Origin of the sequence: Streptomyces glaucus (genome assembly GCF_039533365.1) — a bacterium.
GTDB classification, from domain to species: Bacteria; Actinomycetota; Actinomycetes; order Streptomycetales; family Streptomycetaceae; genus Streptomyces; species Streptomyces glaucus.
The window spans coordinates 207,541-232,999 of record NZ_BAAATK010000001.1 but is presented as its reverse complement, the minus strand read 5'-3'; the positions used below and the strand labels follow the sequence as shown (position 1 = coordinate 232,999).

The window sequence follows — 25,459 nt, the reverse complement described above, 5'->3', positions numbered from 1 at the left end:
CGCGCGCCGCGGGAGCACCGCGTCCAGGCGTTCGACCCGCTCCCCGAGTCCCGCCGCGGCCCTCGGCGGGAGCGTGCGCGGCACTTCCCGCCGCTCGTCCCGGGCCCGGCCCTCCCCCGCGGCGCGGGCCGGTGGACCCGGCCTCCCACCGCCTCCACCGGCGCTCGCCGCCGTGGACGCGCACGGACCACACGCCCGGCGCCATGGACACGCCCCCCGGGGCCGGCCGCTCCCGCGGCGAGGACGCGGACGGTGGCGTTCGCCGCTCCCGGGAGGCGCGGGGCGCCGCGGAACGGCTCCGGCGGCGCCGGGTCCGGGCCGGGCGTGGCGCCGGTCCCGGGCGGCCGGTCCGCGTGGCGGTGGCGGGCCGGGCCGAGCGGCGCCGTGACGGCTGCCGGGCCGTCGGTCCTGCGCGCCTTCGGCGGATCACGGCGTGTCACGCCACCGACCGCGCGATCTCGCCACGGTCACGATTGAGTTTCGGCCACTCCGGGGTCTTGTCACGCACCCGTGTAATCGTTTCCAATCCTCCGTGTAATCGATTCCACGAGGAGGTGGAAACGGCGATGGCGAGCATCAAGGACGTCGCCGCCGCGGCGGGGGTCTCCGTCGCGACGGTGTCACGCGCCCTGAACGGTCATCCGTCGGTCAGCGCCGCCGCGCGGGCGCGGGTGCTGGCCGCCGTCGAGGAGCTGGGGTACCGGCCGAACGCCGTCGCCCGGTCGCTGCGCACCGACACCACCCGCACCCTCGGGCTGGTCATCAGCGACGTCATGAACCCCTACTTCACCGAGCTGGCCCGGTCCGTGGAGGAAGAGGCCCGCGCGCTCGGGTACAGCGTGATCATCGGCAACGCCGACGAGCGGCCCGACCTGCAGGACCACCACGTCACGACGCTGCTGGACCGGCGGATCGACGGGCTGCTGGTCTCCCCCACCGACGGCGGCTCGCCGCGGATGCTGGAGGCCGCGCGGGCCGGGACGCCGATGGTGTTCGTGGACCGGTGGATCCCGGGCGTCGACGTGCCGGTGGTGCGGTCGGACGGGCGGGCGGCCGTGCGGGACCTCGTGGCGCATCTGCACGGGCTCGGGCACCGGCGGCTGGCGATCATCGCCGGGCCGGCGGCGACCACGACCGGGCGGGAGCGCGTGGACGCCTTCCGGGAGGCGCTCGGCGCGTTCGGGCTGGAGCTGCCCGCCGCCTACACCGGGCAGGGCGACTTCCGGGCGGCCAGCGGGCGCCGGGTCACCGAGGGCTTCCTCGACCTGCCCGAGCCGCCCGAGGTCGTCTTCGCCGCCGACAACCTGATGGCGCTCGGCGCCCTGGACGCCGTCCGCGCGCGCGGACTGCGGGTGCCCGACGACCTCGCCCTGGCCGCGTTCGACGACATCCCCTGGTTCGTGCACACCGACCCGCCCGTCACCGCCGTCGCCCAGCCCACGGGCGAGCTGGGCCGCGCCGCCGTGCGCGCCCTGGTCGACCGGATCGAGGGCCGGACGGCCGAGTCCGTCACGCTGCCCGCCCGGCTCGTCGTCCGCCGCTCGTGCGGCGAGCCGGAACCCCCGTCCCCCTCCCCCGTACGAAGGAGTACGACGTGAGCAACCCGGAGGAGTTGCTGCGCATCGAGGGCATCCGCAAGACCTTCCCCGGCGTGGTCGCGCTCGACGGCGTCGACTTCGACCTGCGCCGGGGCGAGGTGCACGTGCTGCTCGGCGAGAACGGCGCGGGCAAGAGCACCCTCATCAAGATGCTGTCGGGCGCCTACACGCCCGACGCCGGACGGATCCTGGTCGGCGGCGAGGAGGTGCGCATCGACGGTGCGCAGGCCTCCGAGCGGCTCGGGATCGCCACCATCTACCAGGAGTTCAACCTGGTCCCCGAGCTGACGGTCGCCGAGAACATCTTCCTGGGGCGGCAGCCGCGCCGGCTGGGGATGATCGACCGCCGGAGGATGGACGCCGACGCCGAGGTGCTGCTGAAGCGCGTCGGGGTGGACGTCTCCCCGCGGGCGCGGGTGCGCGACCTCGGCATCGCACGGCTGCAGATGGTCGAGATCGCCAAGGCGCTCAGCCTGGACGCGCGGGTGCTCATCATGGACGAGCCGACCGCCGTGCTGACCTCCGAGGAGGTCGAGAAGCTGTTCGCGATCGTGCGGCGGCTGCGCGAGGACGGGGTGGGCGTCGTCTTCATCACCCACCACCTGGAGGAGATCGCCGCCCTCGGCGACCGCGTCACCGTCATCCGGGACGGCCGCAGCGTCGGGCAGGTGCCCGCCTCGACGCCCCAGGACGAACTGGTACGGCTCATGGTCGGGCGGTCCATCGAACAGCAGTACCCGCGCGAGCGCGCGAAGGCCGGTGAGGCGCTGCTCAGGGTCGAGGGGCTGACCCGGGACGGCGTCTTCCACGACGTGGGCTTCGAGGTGCGGGCCGGTGAGGTCGTCGGCATCGCGGGGCTGGTCGGGGCCGGGCGGACGGAGGTCGTCCGGGCCGTGTTCGGGGCCGACCCGTACGACGCCGGGGCCGTGCACGTCGGCGGCGAGCGGCTGCGCGGTCACGACGTGAACGCCGCCATGGCGGCCGGCATCGGGTTCGTGCCCGAGGACCGCAAGGGGCAGGGGCTGATCCTCGACGCCTCCGTCGAGGAGAACCTCGGCCTGGTCACCCTCCGGTCCGCCTCCCGCGCGGGGCTCGTCGACCTCAGGGGGCAGCGCGAGGCGGCGGCCCGGATCGCCGGACAGCTCGGCGTGCGGATGGCGGGCCTGGGCCAGCACGTGCGGACGCTCTCCGGCGGCAACCAGCAGAAGGTCGTCATCGGCAAGTGGCTGCTGGCCGACACGAAGGTGCTGATCCTCGACGAGCCGACCCGCGGCATCGACGTCGGCGCGAAGGTCGAGATCTACCAGCTGATCAACGAACTGACGGCCGCGGGCGCCGCCGTGCTCATGATCTCCAGCGACCTGCCCGAGGTGCTCGGCATGAGCGACCGGGTGGTCGTCATGGCGCAGGGGCGCGTCGCGGGCGAACTGGCCGCCGAGGAGGCCACCCAGGACGCCGTGATGGCACTCGCCGTCAGCACTCCCCACAGCAACGGAACGGAGGCCACCGGTGGCCACTGACACGCTCAAGAGCAAGCCGGGCGCGCGGGGCGGCGCCTCGGGCGGCCTGCGCCGCCTGCTCCTGGACAACGGCGCGCTGACCGCGCTCATCGTCCTGGTCGTCGCCATGTCGGCGCTGTCCGGGGACTTCCTGACCGCCGACAACCTCCTCAACGTCGGCGTCCAGGCCGCCGTGACCGCGATCCTCGCCTTCGGCGTCACTTTCGTGATCGTCTCCGCGGGCATCGACCTGTCGGTCGGCTCGGTCGCCGCGCTGTCCGCGACCGTGCTGGCGTGGAGCGCGACCGAGGCCGGGATACCGGTCGTCCCGGCGGTCCTCCTCGCCCTCGCGACGGGCATCGCCTGCGGCCTGGTCAACGGCTTCCTGGTCTCGTACGGCAAGCTGCCGTCGTTCATCGCGACGCTCGCCATGCTGTCGGTGGCGCGCGGCCTGTCCCTGGTGATCTCGCAGGGCTCCCCGATCGCCTTCCCCGACTCCGTCTCGCACCTCGGGGACACCCTCGGCGGCTGGCTGCCGGTGCCGGTCCTGGTGATGATCGTCATGGGGCTGGCCACGGCGTTCGTCCTGGGCCGGACCTACCTCGGCCGCTCCATGTACGCCATCGGCGGCAACGAGGAGGCCGCGCGGCTGTCGGGCCTGCGGGTGAAGCGGCAGAAGCTCGCCATCTACGCCTTCTCCGGCCTGTTCGCCGCCGTCGCGGGCATCGTGCTCGCCGCCCGGCTGTCCTCCGCGCAGCCGCAGGCCGCGCAGGGCTACGAACTGGACGCGATCGCCGCGGTCGTCATCGGCGGCGCCTCCCTGGCGGGCGGCACCGGCAAGGCGTCGGGCACGCTGATCGGCGCGCTGATCCTGGCGGTGCTGCGCAACGGGCTCAACCTGCTGTCCGTGTCCGCGTTCTGGCAGCAGGTCGTCATCGGTGTCGTCATCGCGCTGGCGGTGCTGTTCGACACCCTGCGGCGCAAGGCGGGCGCGACCACCCCGGCGGCCGGCGCGTCCGGCGGCGGGCACCGGGGCAGGCAGGCACTCACGTACGTGCTCGCGGCCGTCGTCGCCGTCGCGGTGGTCGGCGCGACCTCGCTGCTGCACAGCGGGGCCTCGGCGGGCGGGACGCAGCGGATCGGCCTGTCGCTGTCGACGCTCAACAACCCGTTCTTCGTGCAGATCCGGGCCGGGGCCGAGGAGGAGGCGAGGAAGCTGGGCGTCGACCTGACGGTCACCGACGCGCAGAACGACGCCTCCCAGCAGGCCAACCAGCTGCAGAACTTCACCAGCGGCTCGCTGTCCTCGGTCATCGTCAACCCGGTGGACTCCGACGCGGCCGGTCCCGCGGTGCGCGGCGCGAACAAGGCCGGCATTCCCGTCATCGCCGTGGACCGCGGCGTCACCAAGGCGGACACGGCCGCGCTGGTCGCCTCCGACAACGTCGAGGGCGGCGCGCTGGGCGCCAGGGCGCTCGCCGAGAAGCTCGGCGGCAAGGGCAGGATCGTGATCCTGCAGGGCCAGGCCGGCACCTCCGCCAGCCGCGAGCGCGGCGCGGGCTTCGCCGAAGGGCTGAAGGACTACCCGGGCATCGAGGTCGTCGCCGAGCAGCCCGCGGACTTCGACCGCACCAAGGGCCTGGACGTGATGACGAACCTGCTCCAGGCGCACCCCGACATCGACGGTGTCTTCGCCGAGAACGACGAGATGGCGCTCGGCGCGATCAAGGCGCTGGGGGCGAAGGCCGGAAAGTCGGTGCAGGTCGTCGGCTTCGACGGCACGCCGGACGGGCTGAAGGCGGTCGAGGCGGGCACGCTGTACGCCTCCGTCGCGCAGCAGCCGTCGGAACTCGGCAGGATCGCGGTGCGGAACGCGCTGCGCGCCGCCGACGGCGAGAAGGTGGAGAGCACGGTGAAGGTGCCGGTGAAGGTGGTCACCCGGGAGAACGTGGCCGGCTTCGAGGGCTGACGCCGAACGCGGGGACGCTCAGGCACACGGGGCGGGCGGTCGTGTCGACCGCCCGCCCCGCACTCGGATCCACTCGACTTCACTCGGGGATCCACTCGGGAACTCACTCGGATCGGGGAGCGATTCATGTACGCATACGACCTCCTGGTCGTCGGGTCGGCCAACGCCGACCTGGTGATCGGCGTCGAGCGCCGGCCGGCGGCCGGGGAGACGGTGCTCGGCTCCGACCTGGCCGTCCACCCGGGCGGCAAGGGCGCGAACCAGGCGGTCGCCGCCGCCCGGCTGGGGGCCCGCACGGCCCTGCTGGCCCGGGTCGGCGACGACGCCCACGGCCGGCTGCTGCTGGACGCGCAGCGCGCGGCCGGCGTCGACACGGTGGGCGTCCTGGTGGGCGGCGCGCCGACCGGGGTCGCGCTGATCACGGTGGACCCGTCCGGGGACAACAGCATCGTGGTCTCGCCCGGCGCCAACGGCCGCCTCACCCCCGCGGACGTGCGGGCCGCGGCCAGCCTCTTCCACGCCTCCCGGGTGGTCTCGGCCCAGCTGGAGATCCCCCTGGAGACGGTGGTGGAGGTGGTGCGGAGCCTCGCCCCGGGCAACCGGTTCGTCCTGAACCCGTCGCCTCCGCGCCCCCTTCCGGGCGAGGTGCTGGCGGCCTGCGATCCGCTGATCGTCAACGAGCACGAGGCGAAGGTGATCCTGGGCGCGGCGTGCGTGAGCGAGGAGCCCGCCGACTGGGCGCGGCTGCTGCTGGCGAAGGGCCCGCGCTCGGTGGTGGTGACGCTGGGCGCCCAGGGCGCGCTGGCGGCCTCGGCGGAGGGCGTCGTCCGCGTCCCGTCCGTGCCGGTGGACGCGGTGGACACCACGGGCGCGGGCGACGCGTTCACCGCGGCGCTGGCCTGGCGGCTGGGCACGGGCGCGACGCTCGAGGAGGCGGCGGCGTACGCGGCCCGGGTCGGGGCGGTGGCCGTCACCCGGGAGGGCGCCCAGGAGTCCTTCCCGACGGCGGCGGAGGTCGACGCGCTGTGAAGAAGGCCGGGATCCTGAACCGCCGGCTCGCCGGCGCGCTGGCCGAGCTGGGGCACGGGCACGGGGTGCTGGTGTGCGACGCCGGCATGCCGATCCCCGACGGTCCGCGCGTGGTGGACCTGGCGTTCCGGGCCGGGGTGCCGTCGTTCGCCGAGGTGGTCGAGGGGCTGCTGGAGGAGCTGGTGGTCGAGGGCGCGACGGCGGCGGCCGAGGTGCGGCGGGCCAATCCGGCGGCGGCCGAGCTGCTGGCGGGGCACTTCCCGCACCTGGAGCTGGTGCCGCACGAGCGGCTCAAGGAGCTGACGGCCGGCGCGCGGCTCGTCGTCCGCACCGGCGAGGCCCGGCCGTACGCGAACGTGCTGCTGCGGTGCGGGGTGTTCTTCTAGCGTCCGCCCGCCGGGGCGCTGGGACCGCGGCCGCGCGGACGGCGCGGTCACGCGGGCGCCGGCGGCTCCGAGCCGCCGGCTTCGGGGGCCCGGTTCACCGAACCGGGCCCCCCGGTTTCCCCTCCCGCCGGAACCCCCGTGATCCCCCCGGATCCCCCGTCGGGGTGTTCCGACGCCCAGTACGACCCGCGGGCGCCGGGAACGGTTGCACGGGTGCGGGGATTTTTTCCGCCCGGTCCTCCTGCGACGGTCCGGACGAGCCGGGCGGTGCGCGTGGGGGGCCATGCGAGTGCAGGAATTCCGGACCGACGGGGTGCCGGCCGCCGAGCGGTGGGGACTCCGGCGGGAGACGACGGCCCGGACCCGCCTGCCCGCCCTGCCGCGCAGCGCGCGCGAGGACGGCTTCCGCGCCCGTGTGCGCGTGCTGCCGCTGGGCGACGTGCGGGTCCCCCTGCCGGCCTTCCCTCACCCGGAGGCGGCGCGCACCTCGCGCGTCGTCCGCCGGTCCGACCCCGACGGACGTCGGAACCGGCACCGCGCGCCGGCCCGTCCCGGGCGCGGCGGGCCGGCCGGGGAGCGGATCAGAGCGCGTGCCGCGCGAACCGGGCCGCCGTCTCGGCCAGCACCTCCCGCCCGTCCCGCGCCCACAGCTCCTCGTTGAACAGCTCGACCTCGATGGGGCCGGTGTACCCGGCCGCCTCCACATACCCCTTCCACTCCCGCATGTCGATCGAGCCGTCCCCGATCTGGCCGCGGCCGTTGAGCACGCCCGCCGGCAGCGGGGTGGTCCAGTCGGCGAGCTGGAAGGTGTGGATCCGGCCCGCGGCGCCGGCCCGGGCGATCTGGGCGGGGGCCGTGTCGTCCCACCAGATGTGGTACGTGTCCACCGTGACGCCGACCTGGTGCGCCGGGAAGCGCTCGGCGAGGTCCAGGGCCTGGGCGAGGGTGGAGACCACGCACCGGTCGGCGGCGAACATGGGGTGCAGCGGCTCGATGGCCAGGCGCACGCCGTGGGACTCGGCATAGGGGCCCAGCTCGGCCAGCGCGTCCGCGATGCGTTCCCGGGCGCCGCGCAGGTCCTTGGAGCCCGCGGGCAGGCCGCCGGAGACCAGGACCAGGGTGTCGGTGCCCAGAGCGGCCGCCTCCTCGACCGCCCGGCGGTTGTCGGCGAGGGCGTCGGCCCGCTCCCGCGGATCGATCGCGGTGAGGAAGCCGCCGCGGCACAGCGTCGTCACCGCCAGTCCCGCGTCCCGCACCAGTTTCGCCGCCGCGTCCACGCCGTACGCCTGGACCGGCTCGCGCCACAGGCCCACGTTCCGTACGCCCAGGTCCCGGCAGGCGTCGACCAGTTCGGGCAGGCTCAGCTGCTTGACCGTCATCTGGTTGACGGAGAAGCGCTCCGGAGTCCGGCTCATCGGGTCACCCCGTACAGGCTCAGCAGGGTCCGCATCCGCTCCTCCGCGAGCTTCGGGTCGGGGAACAGGCCGAGGCCGTCGGCGAGTTCGTAGGCGCGGGCGAAGTGCGGCAGGGAGCGGGCCGACTGCAGCCCGCCGACCATCGTGAAGTGGGACTGGTGCCCGGCGAGCCAGGCCAGGAAGACCACGCCCGTCTTGTAGAAGCGCGTCGGCGCCTGGAACAGGTGGCGGGACAGCTCCACCGTCGGGTCGAGCAGGGCGCGGAAGCCCGCCGTGTCCCCCGTGTCCAGGACCCGCACCGCCTCGGCCGCCAGCGGGCCGAGCGGGTCGAAGATGCCGAGCAGGGCGTGGCTGAAGCCCTGGTCGTCGCCCGCGATCAGCTCGGGGTAGTGGAAGTCGTCGCCCGTGTAGCAGCGCACCCCCTCGGGGAGCCTGCGGCGCAGGTCGACCTCGCGCCGGGCGTCCAGCAGGGAGATCTTGACGCCGTCGACCTTGTCGGGGTGGGCGGCGACGACCTCCAGGAAGGTGGCGGTGGCGGCGTCCAGGTCGCTGGAGCCCCAGTAGCCCTCCAGCGCGGGGTCGAACATCGGGCCCAGCCAGTGCAGGACCACCGGTTCGGCGGCCTGGCGCAGCAGGTGGCCGTAGATCTCCAGGTAGTCCTCGGGTCCCTCGGCGGCGGCCGCGAGGGCGCGGGAGGCCATCAGGATCGCCTGGGCGCCCGACTCCTCCACGAGCGCGAGCTGCTCCTCGTAGGCGGCGCGGATCTCCCGCAGGCCGTGCGGGCGGCCGCCGGCGAGCTGGTCGGTGCCCACCCCGCAGGCGATCCGGCCGCCCACCGCCCTGGCCTCGGCGGCGCTGCGCCGGATCAGCTCCGCCGCTCCCGCCCAGTCCAGGCCCATGCCGCGCTGGGCGGTGTCCATGGCCTCGGCGACGCCGAGCCCGTGGGACCACAGGTGGCGGCGGAAGGCGAGGGTGGCGTCCCAGTCGACGGCGGCGGGCGCGTCGGGGGTGACGTCGGCGTACGGGTCGGCGACGACGTGCGCCGCCGAGAAGACCGTGCGGGAGGTCAGGGGGGCGCCGGGGGTGAGGGCGAGGGGCTCGGTGCGCGGCTCGTAGGCCCGCAGTCCGCCCGCGCCGTCGGGCAGGTGGATGGTCACAGCGAGATCTCCGGTACGTCGATGCGGCGGCCCTCGGCCGAGGACTTCAGGCCCAGTTCGGCGAGCTGGACGCCGCGGGCGCCGGCCAGCAGGTCCCAGTGGTAGGGGGCGTCGGCGTAGACGTGCTTGAGGAACAGCTCCCACTGGGCCTTGAAGCCGTTGTCGAACTCGCCGTTGTCCGGGACCTCCTGCCACTGGTCGCGGAAGACCTCGGTGGCGGGGATGTCGGGGTTCCACACCGGCTTGGGGGTGGCGCTGCGGTGCTGCACGCGGCAGTTGCGCAGGCCGGCGACCGCGGAGCCCTCCGTGCCGTCCACCTGGAACTCCACCAGCTCGTCCCGGTTGACGCGCACCGCCCAGGAGGAGTTGATCTGGGCGATCGCGCCGCCCTCCAGTTCGAAGATGCCGTACGCGGCGTCGTCCGCCGTGGCGTCGTAGGGCTTGCCGTTCTCGTCCCAGCGCTGCGGGATGTGGGTGGCGGTCAGGGCCTGGACGGACCTCACCCGGCCGAACAGCTCGTGCAGGACGTACTCCCAGTGGGGGAACATGTCGACGACGATGCCGCCGCCGTCCTCGGCGCGGTAGTTCCACGAGGGGCGCTGGGCGGCCTGCCAGTCGCCCTCGAACACCCAGTAGCCGAACTCGCCGCGCACCGACAGGATGCGGCCGAAGAAGCCGCCGTCGATCAGCCGCTTGAGCTTGAGCAGGCCGGGCAGGAAGAGCTTGTCCTGCACCACGCCGTGCTTCACGCCCTGCGCGGCGGCCAGCCGGGCCAGGTCCAGGGCGCCTTCGAGGCCGGTGGCCGTCGGCTTCTCGGTGTAGATGTGCTTGCCCGCCGCGATCGCCTTCTTGATCGCCTCCTCGCGGGCCGAGGTCACCTGGGCGTCGAAGTAGATCTCGACGCTCTCGTCGGCCAGGACGGCGTCCAGGTCCGTCGAGACGTGCTCCAGGCCGTGCTTCTCGGCCAGCGCCCTGAGCGCGTGCTCGCGGCGGCCGACCAGGACCGGCTCCGGCCACAGCACGGTGCCGCCGCCGAGGTCGAGGCCGCCCTGTTCGCGGATGGCCAGGATGGAGCGGACCAGATGCTGGCGGTAGCCCATGCGTCCGGTCACGCCGTTCATGGCGATGCGCACCGTCTTGCGTGTCACGTCGTTCCCTTCGTACGCGGTCCGCGCGCCGCGTACCCCCGCCCTCCGCCGGTGGCCCGGCGAACGCCGACGAGCGATGCAGCAAGCGCTTTCTATCCCTGGAGAAGCTAGCCTCTGAACTGCGCTCCGGACAAGACCGCGGCGAGGAAGAGCTGCCCGATGGGCAGGCCGGGGTCCGGGCCGTAAGGTCTGCTCGGAACCACGGCCGTGGGCCCGGGTGTGTACCAGGGCGTACGACGAGACGCGCGACCGGAGGACGAGGACATGACGGTGACCCTGGCGGACGTGGCGGCCCGCGCCCAGGTCTCCCCCGCGACGGTGTCGCGCGTGCTGAACGGCAACTATCCCGTGGCCGCCGCCACCCGGGAGCGGGTGCTGAAGGCGGTCGACGAGCTGGACTACGTGCTCAACGGGCCCGCCAGCGCCCTGGCCGCCGCCACCTCCGACCTGGTGGGGATCCTGGTCAACGACATCGCCGACCCGTTCTTCGGGATCATGGCGAGCGCGATCCAGTCCGAGATCGGGGGCCCGGGCGGCAGAGCGGGCGGCGAGAGACTCGCGGTCGTCTGCAACACGGGCGGCTCCCCGGAGCGCGAGCTGACCTACCTGACCCTGCTCCAGCGCCAGCGCGCGGCGGCCGTCGTGCTGACCGGCGGCGCGGTGGAGGACGCGCCGCACAAGGCGGCCGTGGCGGCGAAGCTGCGCAAGCTGGAGGCCGCCGGCACCCGGGTGGTCCTGTGCGGCCGGCCCCCGGCGCCGGACACCGGGGCGATCGCCCTGACCTTCGACAACCGCGGCGGCGGCCGGGAACTGACCGAGCATCTGATCGGCCTCGGCCACCGGCGGCTCGGCTACATCGCGGGCCCCGAGGAGCGGACCACCACCCGCCACCGCCTGGAGGGCCACCGGGCCGCCCTGGCGGCGCACGGCATCGAGGAGGACCCCCGCTGGACGGTCCACGGCCGCTACGACCGCCGGTCCGGCTACGAGGCCACGCTGGAGCTGCTGCGCCGCGACCCGACGCTGACGGCCGTGGTCGCCGCGAACGACTCCGTCGCCCTCGGCGCGTGCGCCGCGCTGCGCGACTCCGGCCGGCGCATCCCCGACGACGTGTCCGTCGCCGGCTTCGACGACCTGCCGTTCAGCATCGACGCGGTCCCGGCCCTGACGACGGTCCGGCTGCCCCTGGCGGAGGCGGGGGCGCGGGCCGGCCGTATCGCGATGGGCCGGGAGGAGCCGCCGCCCGGGGGAATCGCGACGGTGCGGGGCGAACTGATGGTGCGGGGTTCCTCCGGAGCCCCGCGGGCCTGAGCCGCCCCTCCCGCGCGCCACGGGAGCGAGCCCGTCCCCCCGGCACGACCGCACGTCCGCCGGGGCGGGCGGGGGGCGAGCCGGGCGGCGCCCCGCGCCGGAGCCGCGCGGGGCGCCTGAGGCGCCCCGCGCCCCGCCGCCGAAGGACCGGGCCGCTCCGCCCGCCGAGGACCCCGCGGGCGAAGACGGCGGCCGCCCACCGATGAGTTTTCTCCCGCGCACCGGTCCTCACCGTCGTGACGCACCCCGACCAGCGCCTCAGGAGCACCTTCCATGCGCATCGTGATCAGTGAGTTCATCAGCCTCGACGGTGTCGTGCAGGCCCCGGGCGGCCCCCGGGAGGACACCGACGGCGGTTTCGCGCACGGCGGCTGGACGCACCCGTTCTTCGACCCGGAGGTCGTCGGCGGCGCCTTCGACGCGGCGGCGGCCGGGGCCGACGCCTTCCTCTTCGGCCGCCGCACCTGGCAGGCGATGGCGGGCGCGTGGCCCGAGCGGGCCGGCGACCCGTTCGCCGACCGGCTGAACGCCCTCCCGAAGTACGTCGTCTCCCGCACCCTCACCGACGCCGACCTGACCTGGAACAACACCACCCGCATCCCCGGCGACGAGGCCGTCGCCCGCCTCCGTGAGCTGCGCGCGGCCGACGGCCGCGGCCTGCTGCTCATGGGCAGCCCCACCCTCGCCCGGACGCTGCTGGGCGAGGGCCTGGTGGACGAGTTGCGGCTCGTCGTGATGCCGGTGGTCCTCGGCGGCGGCAAGACGATCTTCCCCGCCGACGGCGTCCTCCGCGCCTTCGAACTGGTCTCCGCGACCACCGCCCCCACCGGTGCCCAGGTCTGCGTCTACCGGGCGGCGGCCCCCGCCGAGGACTGAGCGCGGGAAGGGCGCCGGCGCCCGGGGTCCGACGACGTCCCCGCCGGCGCCCCGGCTCCGCCCCGGGCGGCCCGGCGGCTCCCGTCGGCTCCGGCGGCCCTGGGCGCCCCCGGGTGGCGAAGAGGAGTCCCGGACGGCCTGGCGGGTAGGGTCCGTACACATGAAGCTGGCGTTCTCCACCCTCGGTGTCCCCGGCCTGCCCCTGTCCGACGTGCTGCGGCTCGCGACCGAGCACGGCTACCACGGTGTCGAACTGCGCGCGCACCCCGAGGAGCCGGTGCACCCCGGCCTCACCCCCGGCGAACGGGACGCCGTCGCCGCCGAGTTCAAGGCGGCCGGCGTCGAGGTCCTGGGCCTGGCGGGCTACGCGCGCGTCGCCGCGCCGGGCGCCGACGAACCCGTGCTCGCCGAGGTCCGCGCCCTCCTCGACCTCGCCCGCGACCTGGGCGCCCCGTACGTCCGGGTCTTCCCCGGCGGCGACGGCCGAAGCCCGGAGGAGGCCGACGCGACGGCCGCCCGGCGCCTGGGCACGGCCGCCGAGTACGCCGCCGGTCTCGGGGTGCGCGTCCTGCTGGAGACGCACGACTCGCACCGCACCGGCGCCGACGTGATCCGCGTCCTCGGTCCGGTCGGCCACCGCCAGGCCGGCGCGCTGTGGGACGTGATGCACACCTGGCTCGGCGGCGAGCAGCCCTCGGAGACCTACGCGGCCCTCGCCCCGCACCTCGGCTACGTCCAGGTCAAGGACATCGCCTCCGCCGACGACACCGCCCCGCTGCCGCTCGGCGCCGGCGTCCTGCCGCTGGCCGAGTGCGTGGAGGTGCTCTCGCGGCACGGCTGGGACGGCTGGCTGTGCTGGGAGTACGAGAAGCGGTGGTACGAGTCGGCGGCCCCGCTGCCCGGCCTCCTGCGCGCCGGGCGGGAGCATCTGGCCCGGCTGCTCAACGACTCGGCGTGACCGGCCCGCCGCCCGGCCGCCCGCCCCCGGGCACGGCGGCGGGCCGGCGCCCGGTGCCGCGTCAGGACGCGATCAGGTCGTCCGGGGCGGACCGGGCGAGACCGGCCAGGGTGGCCAGCGCCCGGGACAGGTCGTCCGCGGACGGTGAGGCCAGGCCCAGCCGGACCGCGTTGGGGGCGTGGTGGCCGCCGACGGTGAACGCGGCGGCGGGCGCCACCGCGATGCCGTGCCGCGCGGCGGCCGCGACGAAGGTGTCGGCGCGCCACGGGCGGGGCAGCCGCCACCAGCAGTGGTACGACCGCGGGTCGCCGCGCACCGCGAAGGCCCCGAGGTGCCGGGCGGCGATCTCCTGCCGCGCGGCGGCCTCCCGCTGCTTGGCCCGCACGAGCTGTTCCACGATGCCGTCCCGCTGCCAGCGGGCGGCCGCCTCCAGGGCGAACCGCCCGGGCCCCCAGCCGCCCGAGCGCAGCGCCGCGGCGATGTCGCCGGCCACCGGCCCGGGGGCCACCACGAACCCGAGGGTGAGGCCGGGGGCGACGCGCTTGGACAGGCTGTCGACGAGGACGGTCCGCTCGGGGGCCAGGGACGCGAGCGGCGGCAGTTCGTCGCGGAGGAAGGCCCAGACGGCGTCCTCGATCGCGGGGATCCCCAGCCGCAGCAGCACCTCGGCGAGCCGCTCCGCCCGCTCCCGGGGCATGGTGAGCGACAGCGGGTTGTGCAGCGTGGGCTGGACGTAGACGGCGCTCAGCGGGCCGGCGCGGTGCGCCTCCTCCACGGCCCGCGGGAGCAGCCCGTCCTCGTCCATGGCCAGGGGCACCAGGGTGACGCCGAGCCGGGCGGCGACGGCCTTGACGACGGGGTAGGTCAGCTCCTCGACGCCGAGCCGGGCGCCCGGCGGCACCAGGGCGGTGACGGCGGCGGCGACGGCCTGGCGGCCGTTGCCCGCGAAGAGCACCCGGGCCGGGTCGGGGCGCCAGCCGCCGCGGGCCAGCAGGTCGGCGGCGGCCTCGCGGACGGCCGGCGGGCCCGCGGCGCCGGTCGGCCGCAGCGCCTCCGCCAGGGCGTCGGGGCGCAGCAGCGCGCCGAGCCCGTCGGCGAGCAGCGCCGCCTGCCCGGGCACGGCGGGGTAGTTCAGCTCCAGGTCGACGCGGCTGCCCGCGGGTTCGGTGAGCGCGGGCGCGGCGGCCGGGGGCACCGCGCGGACGAAGGTGCCGCGTCCCACCTCGCCGACGGTCAGGCCCCGGCGGGCGAGTTCCCGGTAGACCCGGGCCGCGGTGGAGTCGGCGATGCCGTGCTGCCGGGCGAACCTGCGCTGCGGGGGGAGGCGGTCGCCCGGCCGGAGGCGGCCGGTCCTGATCTCCTCGGCCACCGCGTCGGCGACGCTCCGGTAGTCCGTCACGGCGCGCTCCTCTCGTTCCCGGGCCGGCATCCAAGCACAGAATTGCACCGAGCGCAATATTAAGATTGCATGGAGCTTTTTCCCCTCCTATGCTCACTGCATTCACCGCCGGAGCCCGGCCGCCGCACGCGGGACACGTGCCCGCTCTTTCCCGAACCGATCGGTGCAATTCTCGAAAGCGAACGAGGGATGCTCATGGTGGAAACGAGCGGGGTTCTCGGCGTGGTGGCCGTGGCCCTCGGAATGGTGCTCACCCCGGGCCCGAACATGATCTATCTCGTCTCCCGCAGCGTCACCCAGGGCAGACGGGCCGGGATCGTCTCCCTCGGCGGGGTGGCCCTGGGGTTCCTGGTGTACCTGGTGGCCGCGAACCTGGGCCTGGCGGCCGTCTTCACCGCGGTGCCCGAGCTGTACCTGGCGGTGAAGCTGGCCGGCGCGGCGTACCTCGCCCACCTGGCCTGGAACGCGCTGAAGCCGGGCGGCGTCCCGGTCTTCGCCCCGCGGGACGTCCCGCACGACTCGCCGCGCAGGCTGTTCGCGATGGGGCTGACGACGAACCTGCTGAACCCGAAGATCGCCCTGATGTACGTCTCGCTCATCCCGCAGTTCGTCGACCCGGACGCGGGCCACGTCCTGCTGCAGGGCCTGGTGCTCGGCTCGGTCCAGATCGCGGTCAGCGTCGCCGTCAACCTCGCCATCGTGCTGGCGGCCGGCGCCATCGCCGTGTTCCTCTCCCGCCGCCCCTCCTGGCTCCGGGTGCAGCGCTACCTGACGGGCACGGTGCTCGGCGCGCTCGCCGTCACGGTGGCGGCGGACACCTCGGCCCCGGCGCGGACCGGCTGACCCGCGGCACCGCCGACGGCGGGCCGCCCCGCTGTCGGCGCGCCCCCTCACCGCTGCGCCGGCGGCGGCCCGTTCCCGGTTACTGTGCACTCCCTTGACCGGCGGAAACTTCCCGGATATTGGTGACTCCTCGGAAGTTTCTTTCAGCGGATCCCGCGTCCGCCCGCGGCGGACGACCTCCGGAAGGAGCGCACGTGCCCGACTCCAGCACGGGAAACACCGCGACCCCCGCGAGACGTACGGTCCTCGCCGCCACGGCGGGCGTCACCGCCGCGCTCGCGGTCGCCGGGCGCTCCCCCGCGGCGGCCGCCCCCGACGACGACCGGCTGCGCGCCCTCGTCTCCGGCATGACGCTCCAGGAGAAGGTCGGCCAGCTGTTCGTGATGCGGGTCTACGGCCACTCGGCCACCGCCCCCGACCAGGCCGACGCCGACGCCAACCTGAAGGAGATCGGCGTCCGCACGGCCGCCGAGCTGCTCGCGAAGTACCGGGTCGGCGGCATCGTCTACTTCTCCTGGGCGCACAACACCCGGGACCCGCACCAGATCGCCGAGCTGTCGAACGGCATCCAGAAGGCGTCCCTGGAGCTGCCGCGCGGACTGCCCGTGCTGATCTCCACCGACCAGGAGCACGGCATCGTGGCGCGGGTGGGCGCGCCCGCCACCCTGTTCCCCGGCGCGATGGCGATCGGCGCGGGCCGCTCGCGCTCCGACGCCCGCACCCTGGGCCGCCTCGCGGGCCGCGAGCTGCGCGCGCTGGGCATCCGGCAGGACTACGCGCCCGTGGCCGACGTGAACGTCGACCCGGCCAACCCGGTGATCGGCGTACGGTCCTTCGGCGCCGACCCGGCGGCGGTGGCCGCCCTGGTGGCCGCCGAGGTCCGCGGATACCAGGGCTCCGGGGTGGCCGCCACCGCCAAGCACTTCCCCGGCCACGGCGACACCGACGTCGACAGCCACACCGGCCTCCCCACCATCACGCACAGCCGCGAGCAGTGGGAGACGCTGGACGCGCCGCCCTTCCGGGCCGCGATCGCCGCCGGCATCGACTCGATCATGACCGCGCACCTGAGGGTCCCGGCGCTGGACGGCTCCGGCGACCCGGCCACCCTCTCCCGCCCGATCCTCACCGGCATCCTGCGCGAGGAACTCGGCTACGACGGGGTGGTGGTCACCGACTCCCTCGGCATGGAGGGCGTGCGGACCGGGTACGGCGACGACCGGGTGCCGGTGCTGGCGCTGAAGGCGGGCGCCGACCAGCTGCTCAACCCGCCGGACCTGGACCTGGCCTGGAACGCGGTCCTGGACGCCGTCCGGGGCGGCGAGCTCACCGAGGCCCGGCTCGACGAATCGATCCTGCGCATCCTGCGGCTGAAGGCGAAGCTGGGACTGTTCCGCGACCCGTACGTCAGCCCGGCCGGCGTCGACCGCGCGGTGGGGACGACGGCGCACCGGGCGGCGGCCGACCGGATCGCCGAGCGGACGACCACGCTGCTGGTCAACGAGGGCGGCCTGCTGCCCCTGTCGCGCCGCAGGCACCCCCGGATCCTCGTGGTCGGCGCCGACCCCGCCTCGCCGTCGGGGACGACGGGCCCGCCGACCGGCGTGCTCGCGGACGCGCTGACCGGACTGGGCTTCACGGCGACCGCCCTGCCGACCGGCACGGCGCCGTCCGCGGCGACCGTCGACCGGGCCGTCGCGGCGGCCCGGGACGCGGACGCGGTGGTGGCCGGGACGTACAACGTGACGGCGGGCAGCGGCCAGCAGACGCTGGTGCGGGCCCTGCTGGCGACCGGGAAGCCGGTGGTGGCCCTCGCCCTGCGCAACCCCTACGACGTGGCCCACCTGCCGGACGTCCGGGCCTGCCTGGCGTCGTACTCGTGGACCGACGTCGAACTGCGGGCGGCGGCCCGGGTGATCGCGGGCCGGGTGCGGCCGCGCGGAAAGCTGCCGGTGCCGGTGATGCGGGCGGACGACCCGACGCAGGTGCTGTATCCCCTCGGGCACGGGCTGTCGTACTAGGCGTACGCCCCCTGCCGGGCGCACCGTCGCCGAGGTGCGCAAAACGTCCCGGATGTCTGGCGTGGGCCCGTCGCGGCGGGCCACGCTGGACGGGGGTGCCCGGGGGATGGCGATGCGTGGGAAAGGGTCCGTGGGGGTGGCGTGCGCGGTGCCGGCGCTGCTCGCCGCGGTGCTGGCGGCGTGCCAGTCGCCGTCGGGGGGCGCGGCGCAGGACGGACGGTCCGGCGCGGGCACACCGGCCCCGGCGGTCCGGCCCTCCGGATACGGGGCGGTGTTCCTCGACGTCGGCGAGTGCAGTTCGTCCGGTACGACGAGCTCCACCGAGGTGCCGTGCGCCGGCGAGCGGGCGGCGGCGCGGGTCGTGGCCCGGCACGACGGCCGGGCGGACGACGGGCCGCCGTGCCCGGGGACCACCGACTTCGTCCTGCACCTCAGCGAGCGGCGCCCGTCCTTCGACGAGGACGGCGACGGGGTGGTGCCGCGGGGCTACGCCTGCATGCGCAATCTCCGGCCGCCGCACCCCGGCGACCCCGGCGGCGGGGGCGGCCCGCGCACCGTCGTCGGCGACTGCGTCCGCGGCCTCGGCGACGGGCGGGTCCGCGAGACCGCCTGCGACGGCACGGGGCGGCGGAAACCGCAGTACGAAGTGGTGCGGGCGGTGGACACCCGGGCCCGCTGCCCGGCGTCCACGGCCCTGTACGTCCGGCTCGACGGCCCGTCCCCGGTGGGCTGCGCCCGGCCGGTGTGAACGGCTCGTGCCCGCTGCCCGGCAGGCGCTGGGAGACGGCGGTCGTCCGGGCGGCCGGCCGGGGACACGGCCGCGGTGCGCCGCCCGGCCGTGGGCGAGGCGGCGCACCGCGATCGGGTCGTCTACGGGCGCAGCGCGTGCTCGCGCTCCACGTCCCTCTTGTCCAGCTTGGCGTCGAACCGGGCCAGCGGCTTGGCCGCCGACGGGTCCGCCTGCACGGCGGCCGGGGCGACGCCCGCCCACTCCAGGATCCTGGCCGTGGCCAGGGCCTTCTCCTCGGGCACCAGGCCGGCCACGTTCGCCCCGTGGTTCAGGCCCGGCGCGGTGAAGACGTAGGAGTCCTTCGCGCCCTTGTCCACGCGGAACGGCTCGGCGCCCCACGGGTCGTTCTCGCCGTACACGAAGAGCATGTGCCGCGCGTGGTGCCGCACCCAGGTGTCGATGTCCCGCATCGTCCACGGCTGGAACCTCATCGGGATCTCGCGCGGGACGAAGTTGCGCGGCGGCTGGTAGCCGTAGCGGAGGTACTTCTTCTCGATGTGCGGGAAGTGGATGGTCGGCGCGCCGAGCTGCGTACCCGCCTGGTAGTAGTACGGCGTGTAGGTCTCCAGGCCCTGGTCGGTGTAGGCGGAGAAGCCGGAGATCGCGTCGATGGAGTCCCAGATCTCCTGGTCGGTGGCGTTCTTGGCGTCGGCCGGGATCTCGCCGCAGTCCTTCACCAGGCTGTACTGCCAAAAGCCCCAGGCGTAGTCCAGGACGACGGCCTCGTAGGCGCGGTCCAGGCTGCCGATGGTGTCGAAGGTGTAGCCGTTCTCGGCCGCGTACGCCCGGTACTTCTTCTCCAGCGGCTCGCGGCGCACCAGCGCCTCGCGCTGCACCGCGTTCAGCCGGTCGCGGCACTCCTGGGTGCCGACCCGGGCGAAGAACCGGTCGTAGGCCGAATCCTCCTTGTCCACCACGTCGTTGGGGGCGACGTAGGCGACCACGCCGTCCATGTCGCGCGGGTAGAACCGCTCGTAGTAGGTGGCGGTCATGCCGCCCTTCGAGCCGCCCGTGGAGATCCAGTTCTCGGGGTAGAGCGGCTTGAGCGCCTCGAAGATGCGGTGCTGGTCGCTGGCCGCCTGCCAGATGTCCAGCTTGGACCAGTCGGCCGGGGCGGGCCGGGACGGGGTGAAGTAGCGGTACTCCATGGAGACCTGGTTGCCGTCCACGATCTGCGTCGGCTCGCGGCGGCTGGGCGTGGTGGAGACGTTGTAGCCGCTGGTGTAGAAGACCGTCGGGCGGGCGGCGTCCTTGTGCAGCACGGTGATCCGCTGCTGGAACGTGCCCCTGGCCGGGTGCCGGTGGTCCACCGGCTGGGTGTAGGTGAGGACGAAGAAGCGGTAGCCGGGGTACGGCTTCTCCTCGACCAGGCTCATGCCCGGTATGGCGAGCAGCCGGTCCTTGATGTCGGTGGTCTCCGGCTCGGCGGCGGTGGCCGCTCCCGCCGTGCTCAACGTGCCTATGAGCACCGTGAGCGCCAGCAGCCATCTGAGCGCCTTGCGCATGCACACTCCCCTGTGAGACAGATGTGCGCCGGAAGCTATCGGAGCAACTCGCCCGCGCACCAGGGGATATGGGGAAAACCCTGTACGGCCGCGCGTGTTGGGCGGCTCAGCAGAGGATCCAGCCGGAGCCGACCGACCCGCCGCCCACCCGTCCCGTCACCCGCACGCACCGCTGTCCGGCGTGCACGGTCACCGGTCCGGCCCGGTCCTCGTACGTCCCGGTGTCCACGACCGGCCGGCCGCCCCGCGCCTGCACGCCGACCGACATCGTCCGCCCGGCGCCGGGGTGCGCGGGGGCGGTGACGGCGCAGACGTAGCCGCCGCGCCGGTGGACGGACACGGAGCCGGTGGCGAACGGGAGCGTCCTGACCACGCGTCCCGCGCAGGACGCGGCGGCCTCGGCCGTGTCCGGCGCCGCGACGGCGAGCAGCCCGGACACGGTCAGCACGGCCGTCCCGAGCGCCAGCCGCCGCCGTACCGCACCCCTGTCCACAGACACCCCTCCCCCACGCGCATCGGCGTACGGGAGTACGGACGCGGGACGTATGCCGGATGGTTGCACGGTCGTCAGCGGGACGCGCCGACCGGCTCCTCCGGCTCGGTGGCCCCGACGAACGTCCGCCACAGGCCGGCGTACCGGCCGCCGCGCGCGAGCAGTTCCTCGTGCGTGCCGTCCTCGACGACCCGGCCGTGGTCCATCACCACGACCCGGTCCGCGCGGGCGGCGGTGGTCAGCCGGTGGGCGACCACCAGTGTCGTGCGGCGGCCCGCGAGCCGGTCCGTGGCCTGGTTGACCTGCGCCTCGGTCGCCAGGTCCAGCGCCGCCGTCGCCTCGTCGAGGAGCAGGACGTCCGGGTCGACCAGCTCGGCGCGGGCCAGCGCGATCAGCTGCCGCTGCCCGGCGGAGAGGTTGCGGCCGCGCTCGGCGACCTCGTGGAGGTAGCCGCCCTCCAGGGTGGCGATCATCTCGTGCGCGCCGACCGCGCGGGCGGCCGCCTCCACCTCGGCGTCGGTGGCGTCCGGGCGGCCGTAGGCGATGGCGTCGCGGACGGTGCCCGGGAACAGGTAGGCCTCCTGCGGGACGACGCCGAGACGGTGCCGGTACGAGGTGAGGTCCAGGGCGCGCAGATCGGTGCCGTCGACGGTGACACGGCCCCGCGTCGGGTCGTAGAACCGGGCCACGAGCTTGACGAGGGTGGACTTGCCGGCGCCGGTCTCGCCGACGAAGGCGACGGTCTGCCCGGCCGGGACGCGCAGGTCGACGCCGCCGAGCGCCTCCTCCCCGTCGCCGTACGCGAAGTGCACGTCCTCGAAGGCGATCTCGCCGCGCAGGGAGAGCACTTCGAGGGGTTCGTCGGGCGCCTTGGTGGAGGCCGGCTCGCGCAGCAGCTCCTGGATGCGGCCCAGGGAGACGGTGGCCTGCTGGTAGCCGTCGAAGACCTGGGAGAGCTGCTGGACGGGCGCGAAGAACAGGTCGATGTAGAGCAGGTACGCGACCAGCGCGCCGGTGGTCAGCGTCCCGTCGTCGACCCGCGCCCCGCCCACGACCAGCACCGCCGTCGCGGCGGCCGACGACAGCAGCTGCACGAAGGGGAAGTACACCGAGATCAGCCGCTGCCCCCGGATGCGCGCCCGGCGGTAGCCGTCGCTGCGCTCGGCGAACCGCCGCCCGCCGTCCCGCTCGCGCCGGAAGGCCTGCACGATCCGCAGCCCGGAGACGGTCTCCTGGAGGTCGGCGTTGACCGCCGAGACCCGCTCCCGGGCCAGTTCGTACGCCTTCACGCTCGCCCGGCGGAAGAAGTACGTGGCGACGATCAGCGGCGGCAGCGTCGCGAACACGACGAGCGCGAGCTGCACGTCGATCACCAGCAGGGCGGCCATGATGCCGAAGAAGGTGACGACCGAGACGAACGCGGTGACCAGGCCCGTCTGCAGGAACGTGGACAGCGCGTCGACGTCCGTGGTCATCCGCGTCATGATGCGCCCGGTCAGCTCGCGCTCGTAGTAGTCGAGGCCGAGCCGCTGGAGCTGGGCGAAGATCTTCAGCCGCAGCGCGTACAGCACCCGCTCCCCGGTGCGTCCGGTCATCCGGATCTCGCCGCTCTGCGCCGCCCACTGCACGGCCACCGTGAGCAGGGCGAGCAGCGAGGCCGCCCAGACCCCGCCGAGGGCGAACCGCGTGACGCCGTCGTCGATGCCGTGCCGGATCAGCACCGGCAGCAGCAGGCCCGTGCCGGCGTCGACGGCGACGAGGGCGAGGCTGGCCAGCAGGGGCAGGCCGAAGCCGGCCAGCAGCCTGCGCAGGCCGTAGGACTCCTCCGGCCGCACGGCCCGCGCCTCGTCGACGTCCGGGGTGTCGGTCGCCGGGGGCAGCGCCTCGACCTGGGCGAGGAGTTCCGGGGTGGCCGGGGAGCCGCTGAGCGCGGTGTCCTTCGGCTCGCGCTCCCCCGCCCACAGCTTGGGGGTGATGCCGCGCTCGGCGTCGAACTCCGCGTCCAGCTCCTCCCGCACGGAGGTGTCCTCGCGCGGCGCGGCGGGCCGGGCGTGGCCGGGCGAGACGCCGCCGAGTTCGTCCGGGTCGGTCAGCAGGCGCCGGTACAGGGCGCACCGCTGCTGGAGCTCCTCGTGGGTGCCGATGTCGGCGAGGCGGCCGGCGTCGAGGACGGCGATGCGGTCGGCGAGGCCCAGGGTGGAGCGGCGGTGGGCGATCAGCAGGGTGGTGCGGCCCCGCATGACCTCCTTCAGCGCCTCGTGGATCTCGTGCTCCACGCGGGCGTCGACGGCGGAGGTGGCGTCGTCGAGGACCAGCAGCCGGGGGTCGGCGAGGATCGCGCGGGCGAGCGCGATGCGCTGGCGCTGGCCGCCGGACAGGGTCAGGCCGTGCTCGCCGACCGCGGTGTCGTAGCCGTCGGGGAGATCCCGGATGAACCGGTCCGCCTGGGCGGCGCGGGCGGCGGCCTCGATCTGCTCGTCGGTCGCGTCCGGACGGCCGTAGGCGATGTTGTTGCGCACGGTGTCGGAGAAGAGGAAGGAGTCCTCGGGCACCAGCCCGATCGCGGCCCGCAGCGAGTGGAGGGTGAGCTCGCGCACGTCGTGGCCGCCGACGAGGACGGCGCCGCGCGTCACGTCGTAGAAGCGCGGCAGGAGCAGGGAGACGGTGGACTTGCCGGAGCCGGAGGAGCCGACGACGGCGAGGGTCTCGCCGGGGCGGATCTCGAAGGAGAGGCCGTCGAGGACGGGGTGGGCGGGGTCGTAGCCGAAGGAGACGTCGTCGAACTCGACGGTCGCGGGGGCGTCGGCGGGCAGTTCCCGGGTGCCGTCGGCCAGCGACGGCTCGGTGTCGATCAGCTCCAGGACCCGTTCGGTGGAGGCGCGGGCCTGCTGGCCGACGGTGAGCACCATGGCGAGCATGCGCACCGGGCCGACGAGCTGGGCGAGGTAGGTGGAGAAGGCGACGAAGGTGCCGAGGGTGATGTGTCCGCGCACGGCGAGCCAGCCGCCCAGCGCCAGCATGGCGACCTGGCCGAGGGCGGGGACGGCCTGGAGGGCCGGGGTGTAGCGGGCGTTGAACCGGACGGTGCGCAGCCGCGCGGCGAACAACCGCCGCCCGACCTCCCTGAGCTTGCCGGTCTCCTGCTCCTCCTGCCCGAACCCCTTCACCACGCGGACGCCGCTGACGGCGCCGTCGACCACGCCCGCGACGGCGGCGGCCTGGGCCTGGGCGTACCAGGTGGCGGGGTGCAGTCTGGTGCGGCTGCGCCGGGCGATCCACCACAGCGCGGGGGCGACGGCCAGCGCGACCAGCGTCAGCGGCGGCGACAGCCACGCCATGATCCCCAGGGAGATCAGGAACAGCAGGACGTTCCCGATGGTCATCGGGAGCATGAACAGCAGGCCCTGGATCAGCTGGAGGTCGCTGGTGGCCCGGCCGACCACCTGCCCGGTGGACAGCTCGTCCTGCCGGCGGCCGTCGAGCCGGGTGATCGTCGCGTACATCCGCGTCCGCAGGTCGTGCTGGACGTCGAGGGCGAGACGTCCGCCGTAGTAGCGGCGGACGTAGGTGAGGACGTAGACGACGAGGGCGGCGCCGATGAGCAGGCCCGCCCAGACGGCCATGCTCCGGCTGTGCTCGCCGATCACGTCGTCGATGATCACCTTGGTGATCAGCGGGACCAGGGCCATGACGGCCATGCCCGCCAGGGACGAGCCGAGGGCCAGGACCACGTCCTTGGGGTGGCGCCAGGCGTAACCCCACAGCCGTCGTGCCCATCCCCGTTGCGAACTCACGCCGGTGCCCTCCGATCGTCCTGATCTGCCGGAAGGCACCAACGCGGACGGAAGCGGATTTCATCCCTCCGCAATGATCGGAAGCCGATCGGGGGAACGTCCGGGGCCGGCCGGACGAGCGGACGGGCACGTCAGGAGCCGGCCGGCCGGACGAGCGGCCGCGCGCCCGGCCGGGTGTCCGGCCGGGCGGCCGGGTCCGCGCCCGCGGGGAACGGTCAGGTCCGCACCCGCAGGAAGTAGAAGCGCGTGGTCTGCGTCGCGCTCTGGTTGTCGTCGCTGACCAGCAGCACCTTCAGACGGCCCCGCTCCCGGCCGGTGACCGCCATGCCCTCGATGTTGTCCAGCAGCGGGTTCGGCTGGGGCTGCTTGGCGGTGGCGCCGAGCGACGGGCACGCGGCGAGATCGGCGAGCAGGGTCTTCCTGATCAGCCGTACGCCGCTGTGCCCGGTCAGGTTCTCGACGCCGCCGGTGTCCGTGGCGTGCCGCGGGTCGGCCAGGTACAGGCGGACGGTGTTGCCGACGCCGGAGGTGAAGCCGCGCTCCAGGACCAGCAGGCGGCCGTCGGGGGTCGCGGTCACCTCGGGGACGCCGAGGCCGGCATCGGCCCGGTAGGCGTACTGGGCGCCGAGCGCGAAGCCCCCGCGCGTGCGGTTCCAGGTCTGGAAGCGCACGATGCCGGCGCTGTCGCCGGCCAGGGCGTACTCCATGGCGGCGAGCAGGGTGCGGCCGCCGGGCAGCAGGGTCAGGCCCTCGAAGGTGCCGTTGGAGACGGCCCGCCCGGCCGGGGCGACCCGGAGCGCGGACGGCACCGGCAGCCGGTCCAGGACCGTGCCGTCGGCGCCGTGGCGGCGGACGGCCGGCTCGGTCTCGGAGCTGATCAGCAGGGTGCCGTCGCGGTCGATCACCAGGCCCTCGGAGTCCAGCGCGCCGCCCTGCTCGTCGGCGAGCCGCGCCACGCCCGTCGGCCGGAGCGTGCGCCCGTCCAGGCGGAACAGCGCGGAGCGGTCGGAGACGGCGGTGAGCGAGCCGTCCCGGCCGGCGGCGAGCGCGGAGAGGTTGCCGACGAAGGCGCCCTCGTACGTCGTCTTGTCGAGCGCGTCGGAGAAGCGGTCGACGGCGACGGACGGCGAGCAGGCGTGGCCGGTCCGCGCGTCGGCCTGCCGGGCGGTGGCGGGCCCGGCGGCGGTCAGACAGGCGGCCGCCGCCAGGCCGGCGGTGACGGTGGCGAGGAGGGTCTTCAGGCGCATGGACGTCACCGTAGGACGGAT

19 protein-coding genes are annotated in these 25,459 nt (G+C 74.9%); 11 read left to right on the top strand and 8 right to left on the bottom strand.

Annotated elements, in window-relative coordinates:
* Nucleotides 1-566 precede the first annotated feature (566 nt).
* The 5 genes from ABD363_RS01045 to rbsD all read left to right on the top strand — a co-directional run bounded on the left by ABD363_RS01045 (nucleotide 567) and on the right by rbsD (nucleotide 6,481).
* Nucleotides 567-1,598 carry a LacI family DNA-binding transcriptional regulator gene (locus ABD363_RS01045; RefSeq protein ID WP_344599404.1) on the top strand — a complete coding sequence of 344 codons (1,032 nt, stop codon included), beginning with the start codon at nucleotides 567-569 and terminating at the stop codon, nucleotides 1,596-1,598.
* On the top strand, nucleotides 1,595-3,118 hold the full coding sequence (locus tag ABD363_RS01040; protein WP_344599403.1) for a sugar ABC transporter ATP-binding protein: 1,524 nt from the start codon (nucleotides 1,595-1,597) through the stop codon (nucleotides 3,116-3,118). The genes ABD363_RS01045 and ABD363_RS01040 overlap by 4 nt, the downstream gene beginning before the upstream one ends.
* On the top strand, nucleotides 3,108-5,066 hold the full coding sequence (locus ABD363_RS01035) for an ABC transporter permease/substrate-binding protein (RefSeq protein ID WP_344599402.1): 1,959 nt from the start codon (nucleotides 3,108-3,110) through the stop codon (nucleotides 5,064-5,066). The genes ABD363_RS01040 and ABD363_RS01035 overlap by 11 nt, the downstream gene beginning before the upstream one ends.
* Before the next feature lie 126 nt (nucleotides 5,067-5,192).
* Entirely contained in the window at nucleotides 5,193-6,095 is a 903-nt protein-coding gene (locus tag ABD363_RS01030) for a ribokinase (RefSeq protein WP_344599401.1), read from the top strand.
* Complete coding sequence (gene rbsD, locus ABD363_RS01025; protein WP_344599400.1) at nucleotides 6,092-6,481, top strand: D-ribose pyranase; 390 nt, start codon at nucleotides 6,092-6,094, stop codon at nucleotides 6,479-6,481. The genes ABD363_RS01030 and rbsD overlap by 4 nt, the downstream gene beginning before the upstream one ends.
* A gap of 581 nt (nucleotides 6,482-7,062) precedes the next feature.
* On the opposite strand, the gene ABD363_RS01020 is transcribed toward rbsD, so the two are convergent.
* Genes ABD363_RS01020 through ABD363_RS01010 form a run of 3 tightly spaced genes read right to left on the bottom strand, consistent with a single transcriptional unit; the run spans nucleotide 7,063 to nucleotide 10,201 of the window.
* A complete protein-coding gene (locus ABD363_RS01020; protein ID WP_344599399.1) occupies nucleotides 7,063-7,896 on the bottom strand; it encodes a sugar phosphate isomerase/epimerase family protein in 834 nt (277 codons plus the stop codon).
* The gene (locus ABD363_RS01015) at nucleotides 7,893-9,053 is read right to left on the bottom strand and encodes a dihydrodipicolinate synthase family protein (RefSeq protein WP_344599398.1); all 1,161 of its coding nucleotides are present in this window, start codon (nucleotides 9,051-9,053) and stop codon (nucleotides 7,893-7,895) included. Before ABD363_RS01015 ends, ABD363_RS01020 begins: the two co-directional genes overlap by 4 nt.
* On the bottom strand, nucleotides 9,050-10,201 hold the full coding sequence (locus ABD363_RS01010; protein ID WP_344599397.1) for a Gfo/Idh/MocA family protein: 1,152 nt from the start codon (nucleotides 10,199-10,201) through the stop codon (nucleotides 9,050-9,052). Before ABD363_RS01010 ends, ABD363_RS01015 begins: the two co-directional genes overlap by 4 nt.
* A gap of 264 nt (nucleotides 10,202-10,465) precedes the next feature.
* Between ABD363_RS01010 and ABD363_RS01005 the strand changes: the two genes are divergently transcribed.
* The 3 genes from ABD363_RS01005 to ABD363_RS00995 all read left to right on the top strand — a co-directional run bounded on the left by ABD363_RS01005 (nucleotide 10,466) and on the right by ABD363_RS00995 (nucleotide 13,346).
* Nucleotides 10,466-11,512 (top strand): LacI family DNA-binding transcriptional regulator, encoded by a 1,047-nt coding sequence (locus tag ABD363_RS01005; RefSeq protein ID WP_344599396.1) that lies wholly within the window; start codon nucleotides 10,466-10,468, stop codon nucleotides 11,510-11,512.
* A gap of 273 nt (nucleotides 11,513-11,785) precedes the next feature.
* The gene (locus ABD363_RS01000) at nucleotides 11,786-12,388 is read left to right on the top strand and encodes a dihydrofolate reductase family protein (RefSeq protein ID WP_344599395.1); all 603 of its coding nucleotides are present in this window, start codon (nucleotides 11,786-11,788) and stop codon (nucleotides 12,386-12,388) included.
* Nucleotides 12,389-12,548: 160 nt separating this feature from the next.
* Entirely contained in the window at nucleotides 12,549-13,346 is a 798-nt protein-coding gene (locus ABD363_RS00995) for a sugar phosphate isomerase/epimerase family protein (RefSeq protein WP_344599394.1), read from the top strand.
* A gap of 61 nt (nucleotides 13,347-13,407) precedes the next feature.
* On the opposite strand, the gene ABD363_RS00990 is transcribed toward ABD363_RS00995, so the two are convergent.
* Nucleotides 13,408-14,745, bottom strand: a complete 1,338-nt coding sequence (locus tag ABD363_RS00990; protein ID WP_344599393.1) for an aminotransferase-like domain-containing protein — start codon at nucleotides 14,743-14,745, stop codon at nucleotides 13,408-13,410.
* Nucleotides 14,746-14,940: 195 nt separating this feature from the next.
* On the opposite strand from ABD363_RS00990, the gene ABD363_RS00985 reads away from it, so the two are divergent.
* The 3 genes from ABD363_RS00985 to ABD363_RS00975 all read left to right on the top strand — a co-directional run bounded on the left by ABD363_RS00985 (nucleotide 14,941) and on the right by ABD363_RS00975 (nucleotide 18,357).
* Nucleotides 14,941-15,588 (top strand): LysE family translocator, encoded by a 648-nt coding sequence (locus tag ABD363_RS00985; RefSeq protein WP_344599392.1) that lies wholly within the window; start codon nucleotides 14,941-14,943, stop codon nucleotides 15,586-15,588.
* A gap of 194 nt (nucleotides 15,589-15,782) precedes the next feature.
* A complete protein-coding gene (locus ABD363_RS00980; protein ID WP_344599391.1) occupies nucleotides 15,783-17,609 on the top strand; it encodes a glycoside hydrolase family 3 protein in 1,827 nt (608 codons plus the stop codon).
* A 112-nt stretch (nucleotides 17,610-17,721) separates the two neighbouring features.
* A complete protein-coding gene (locus tag ABD363_RS00975) occupies nucleotides 17,722-18,357 on the top strand; it encodes a hypothetical protein (protein WP_344599390.1) in 636 nt (211 codons plus the stop codon).
* 122 nt (nucleotides 18,358-18,479) lie between these two features.
* Here ABD363_RS00975 and ABD363_RS00970 read toward each other — a convergent pair whose 3' ends face one another.
* From ABD363_RS00970 to ABD363_RS00955, 4 genes are all read right to left on the bottom strand, one after another.
* The gene (locus ABD363_RS00970) at nucleotides 18,480-19,904 is read right to left on the bottom strand and encodes a S28 family serine protease (protein WP_344599389.1); all 1,425 of its coding nucleotides are present in this window, start codon (nucleotides 19,902-19,904) and stop codon (nucleotides 18,480-18,482) included.
* Nucleotides 19,905-20,010: 106 nt separating this feature from the next.
* Nucleotides 20,011-20,397, bottom strand: a complete 387-nt coding sequence (locus ABD363_RS00965; RefSeq protein WP_344599388.1) for a hypothetical protein — start codon at nucleotides 20,395-20,397, stop codon at nucleotides 20,011-20,013.
* Nucleotides 20,398-20,471: 74 nt separating this feature from the next.
* Nucleotides 20,472-24,191, bottom strand: coding sequence for an ABC transporter ATP-binding protein (locus tag ABD363_RS00960; RefSeq protein WP_344599387.1), 3,720 nt, complete (start codon nucleotides 24,189-24,191; stop codon nucleotides 20,472-20,474).
* Nucleotides 24,192-24,406: 215 nt separating this feature from the next.
* Complete coding sequence (locus ABD363_RS00955) at nucleotides 24,407-25,438, bottom strand: esterase-like activity of phytase family protein (protein WP_344599386.1); 1,032 nt, start codon at nucleotides 25,436-25,438, stop codon at nucleotides 24,407-24,409.
* Nucleotides 25,439-25,459 lie beyond the last annotated feature (21 nt).

Excerpts from the sequence above, each read along its gene's own strand:
- ABD363_RS01045 (WP_344599404.1), top strand. The coding sequence starts at position 567 with ATGGCGAGCATCAAGGACGTCGCCGCCGCGGCGGGGGTCTCCGTCGCG.
- ABD363_RS01030 (WP_344599401.1), top strand. The coding sequence starts at position 5,193 with ATGTACGCATACGACCTCCTGGTCGTCGGGTCGGCCAACGCCGACCTG.
- ABD363_RS01020 (WP_344599399.1), bottom strand. The coding sequence starts at position 7,896 with ATGAGCCGGACTCCGGAGCGCTTCTCCGTCAACCAGATGACGGTCAAG.
- ABD363_RS01005 (WP_344599396.1), top strand. The coding sequence starts at position 10,466 with ATGACGGTGACCCTGGCGGACGTGGCGGCCCGCGCCCAGGTCTCCCCC.
- ABD363_RS01000 (WP_344599395.1), top strand. The coding sequence starts at position 11,786 with ATGCGCATCGTGATCAGTGAGTTCATCAGCCTCGACGGTGTCGTGCAG.
- ABD363_RS00995 (WP_344599394.1), top strand. The coding sequence starts at position 12,549 with ATGAAGCTGGCGTTCTCCACCCTCGGTGTCCCCGGCCTGCCCCTGTCC.
- ABD363_RS00985 (WP_344599392.1), top strand. The coding sequence starts at position 14,941 with ATGGTGGAAACGAGCGGGGTTCTCGGCGTGGTGGCCGTGGCCCTCGGA.
- ABD363_RS00975 (WP_344599390.1), top strand. The coding sequence starts at position 17,722 with ATGCGTGGGAAAGGGTCCGTGGGGGTGGCGTGCGCGGTGCCGGCGCTG.
- ABD363_RS00970 (WP_344599389.1), bottom strand. The coding sequence starts at position 19,904 with ATGCGCAAGGCGCTCAGATGGCTGCTGGCGCTCACGGTGCTCATAGGC.
- ABD363_RS00955 (WP_344599386.1), bottom strand. The coding sequence starts at position 25,438 with ATGCGCCTGAAGACCCTCCTCGCCACCGTCACCGCCGGCCTGGCGGCG.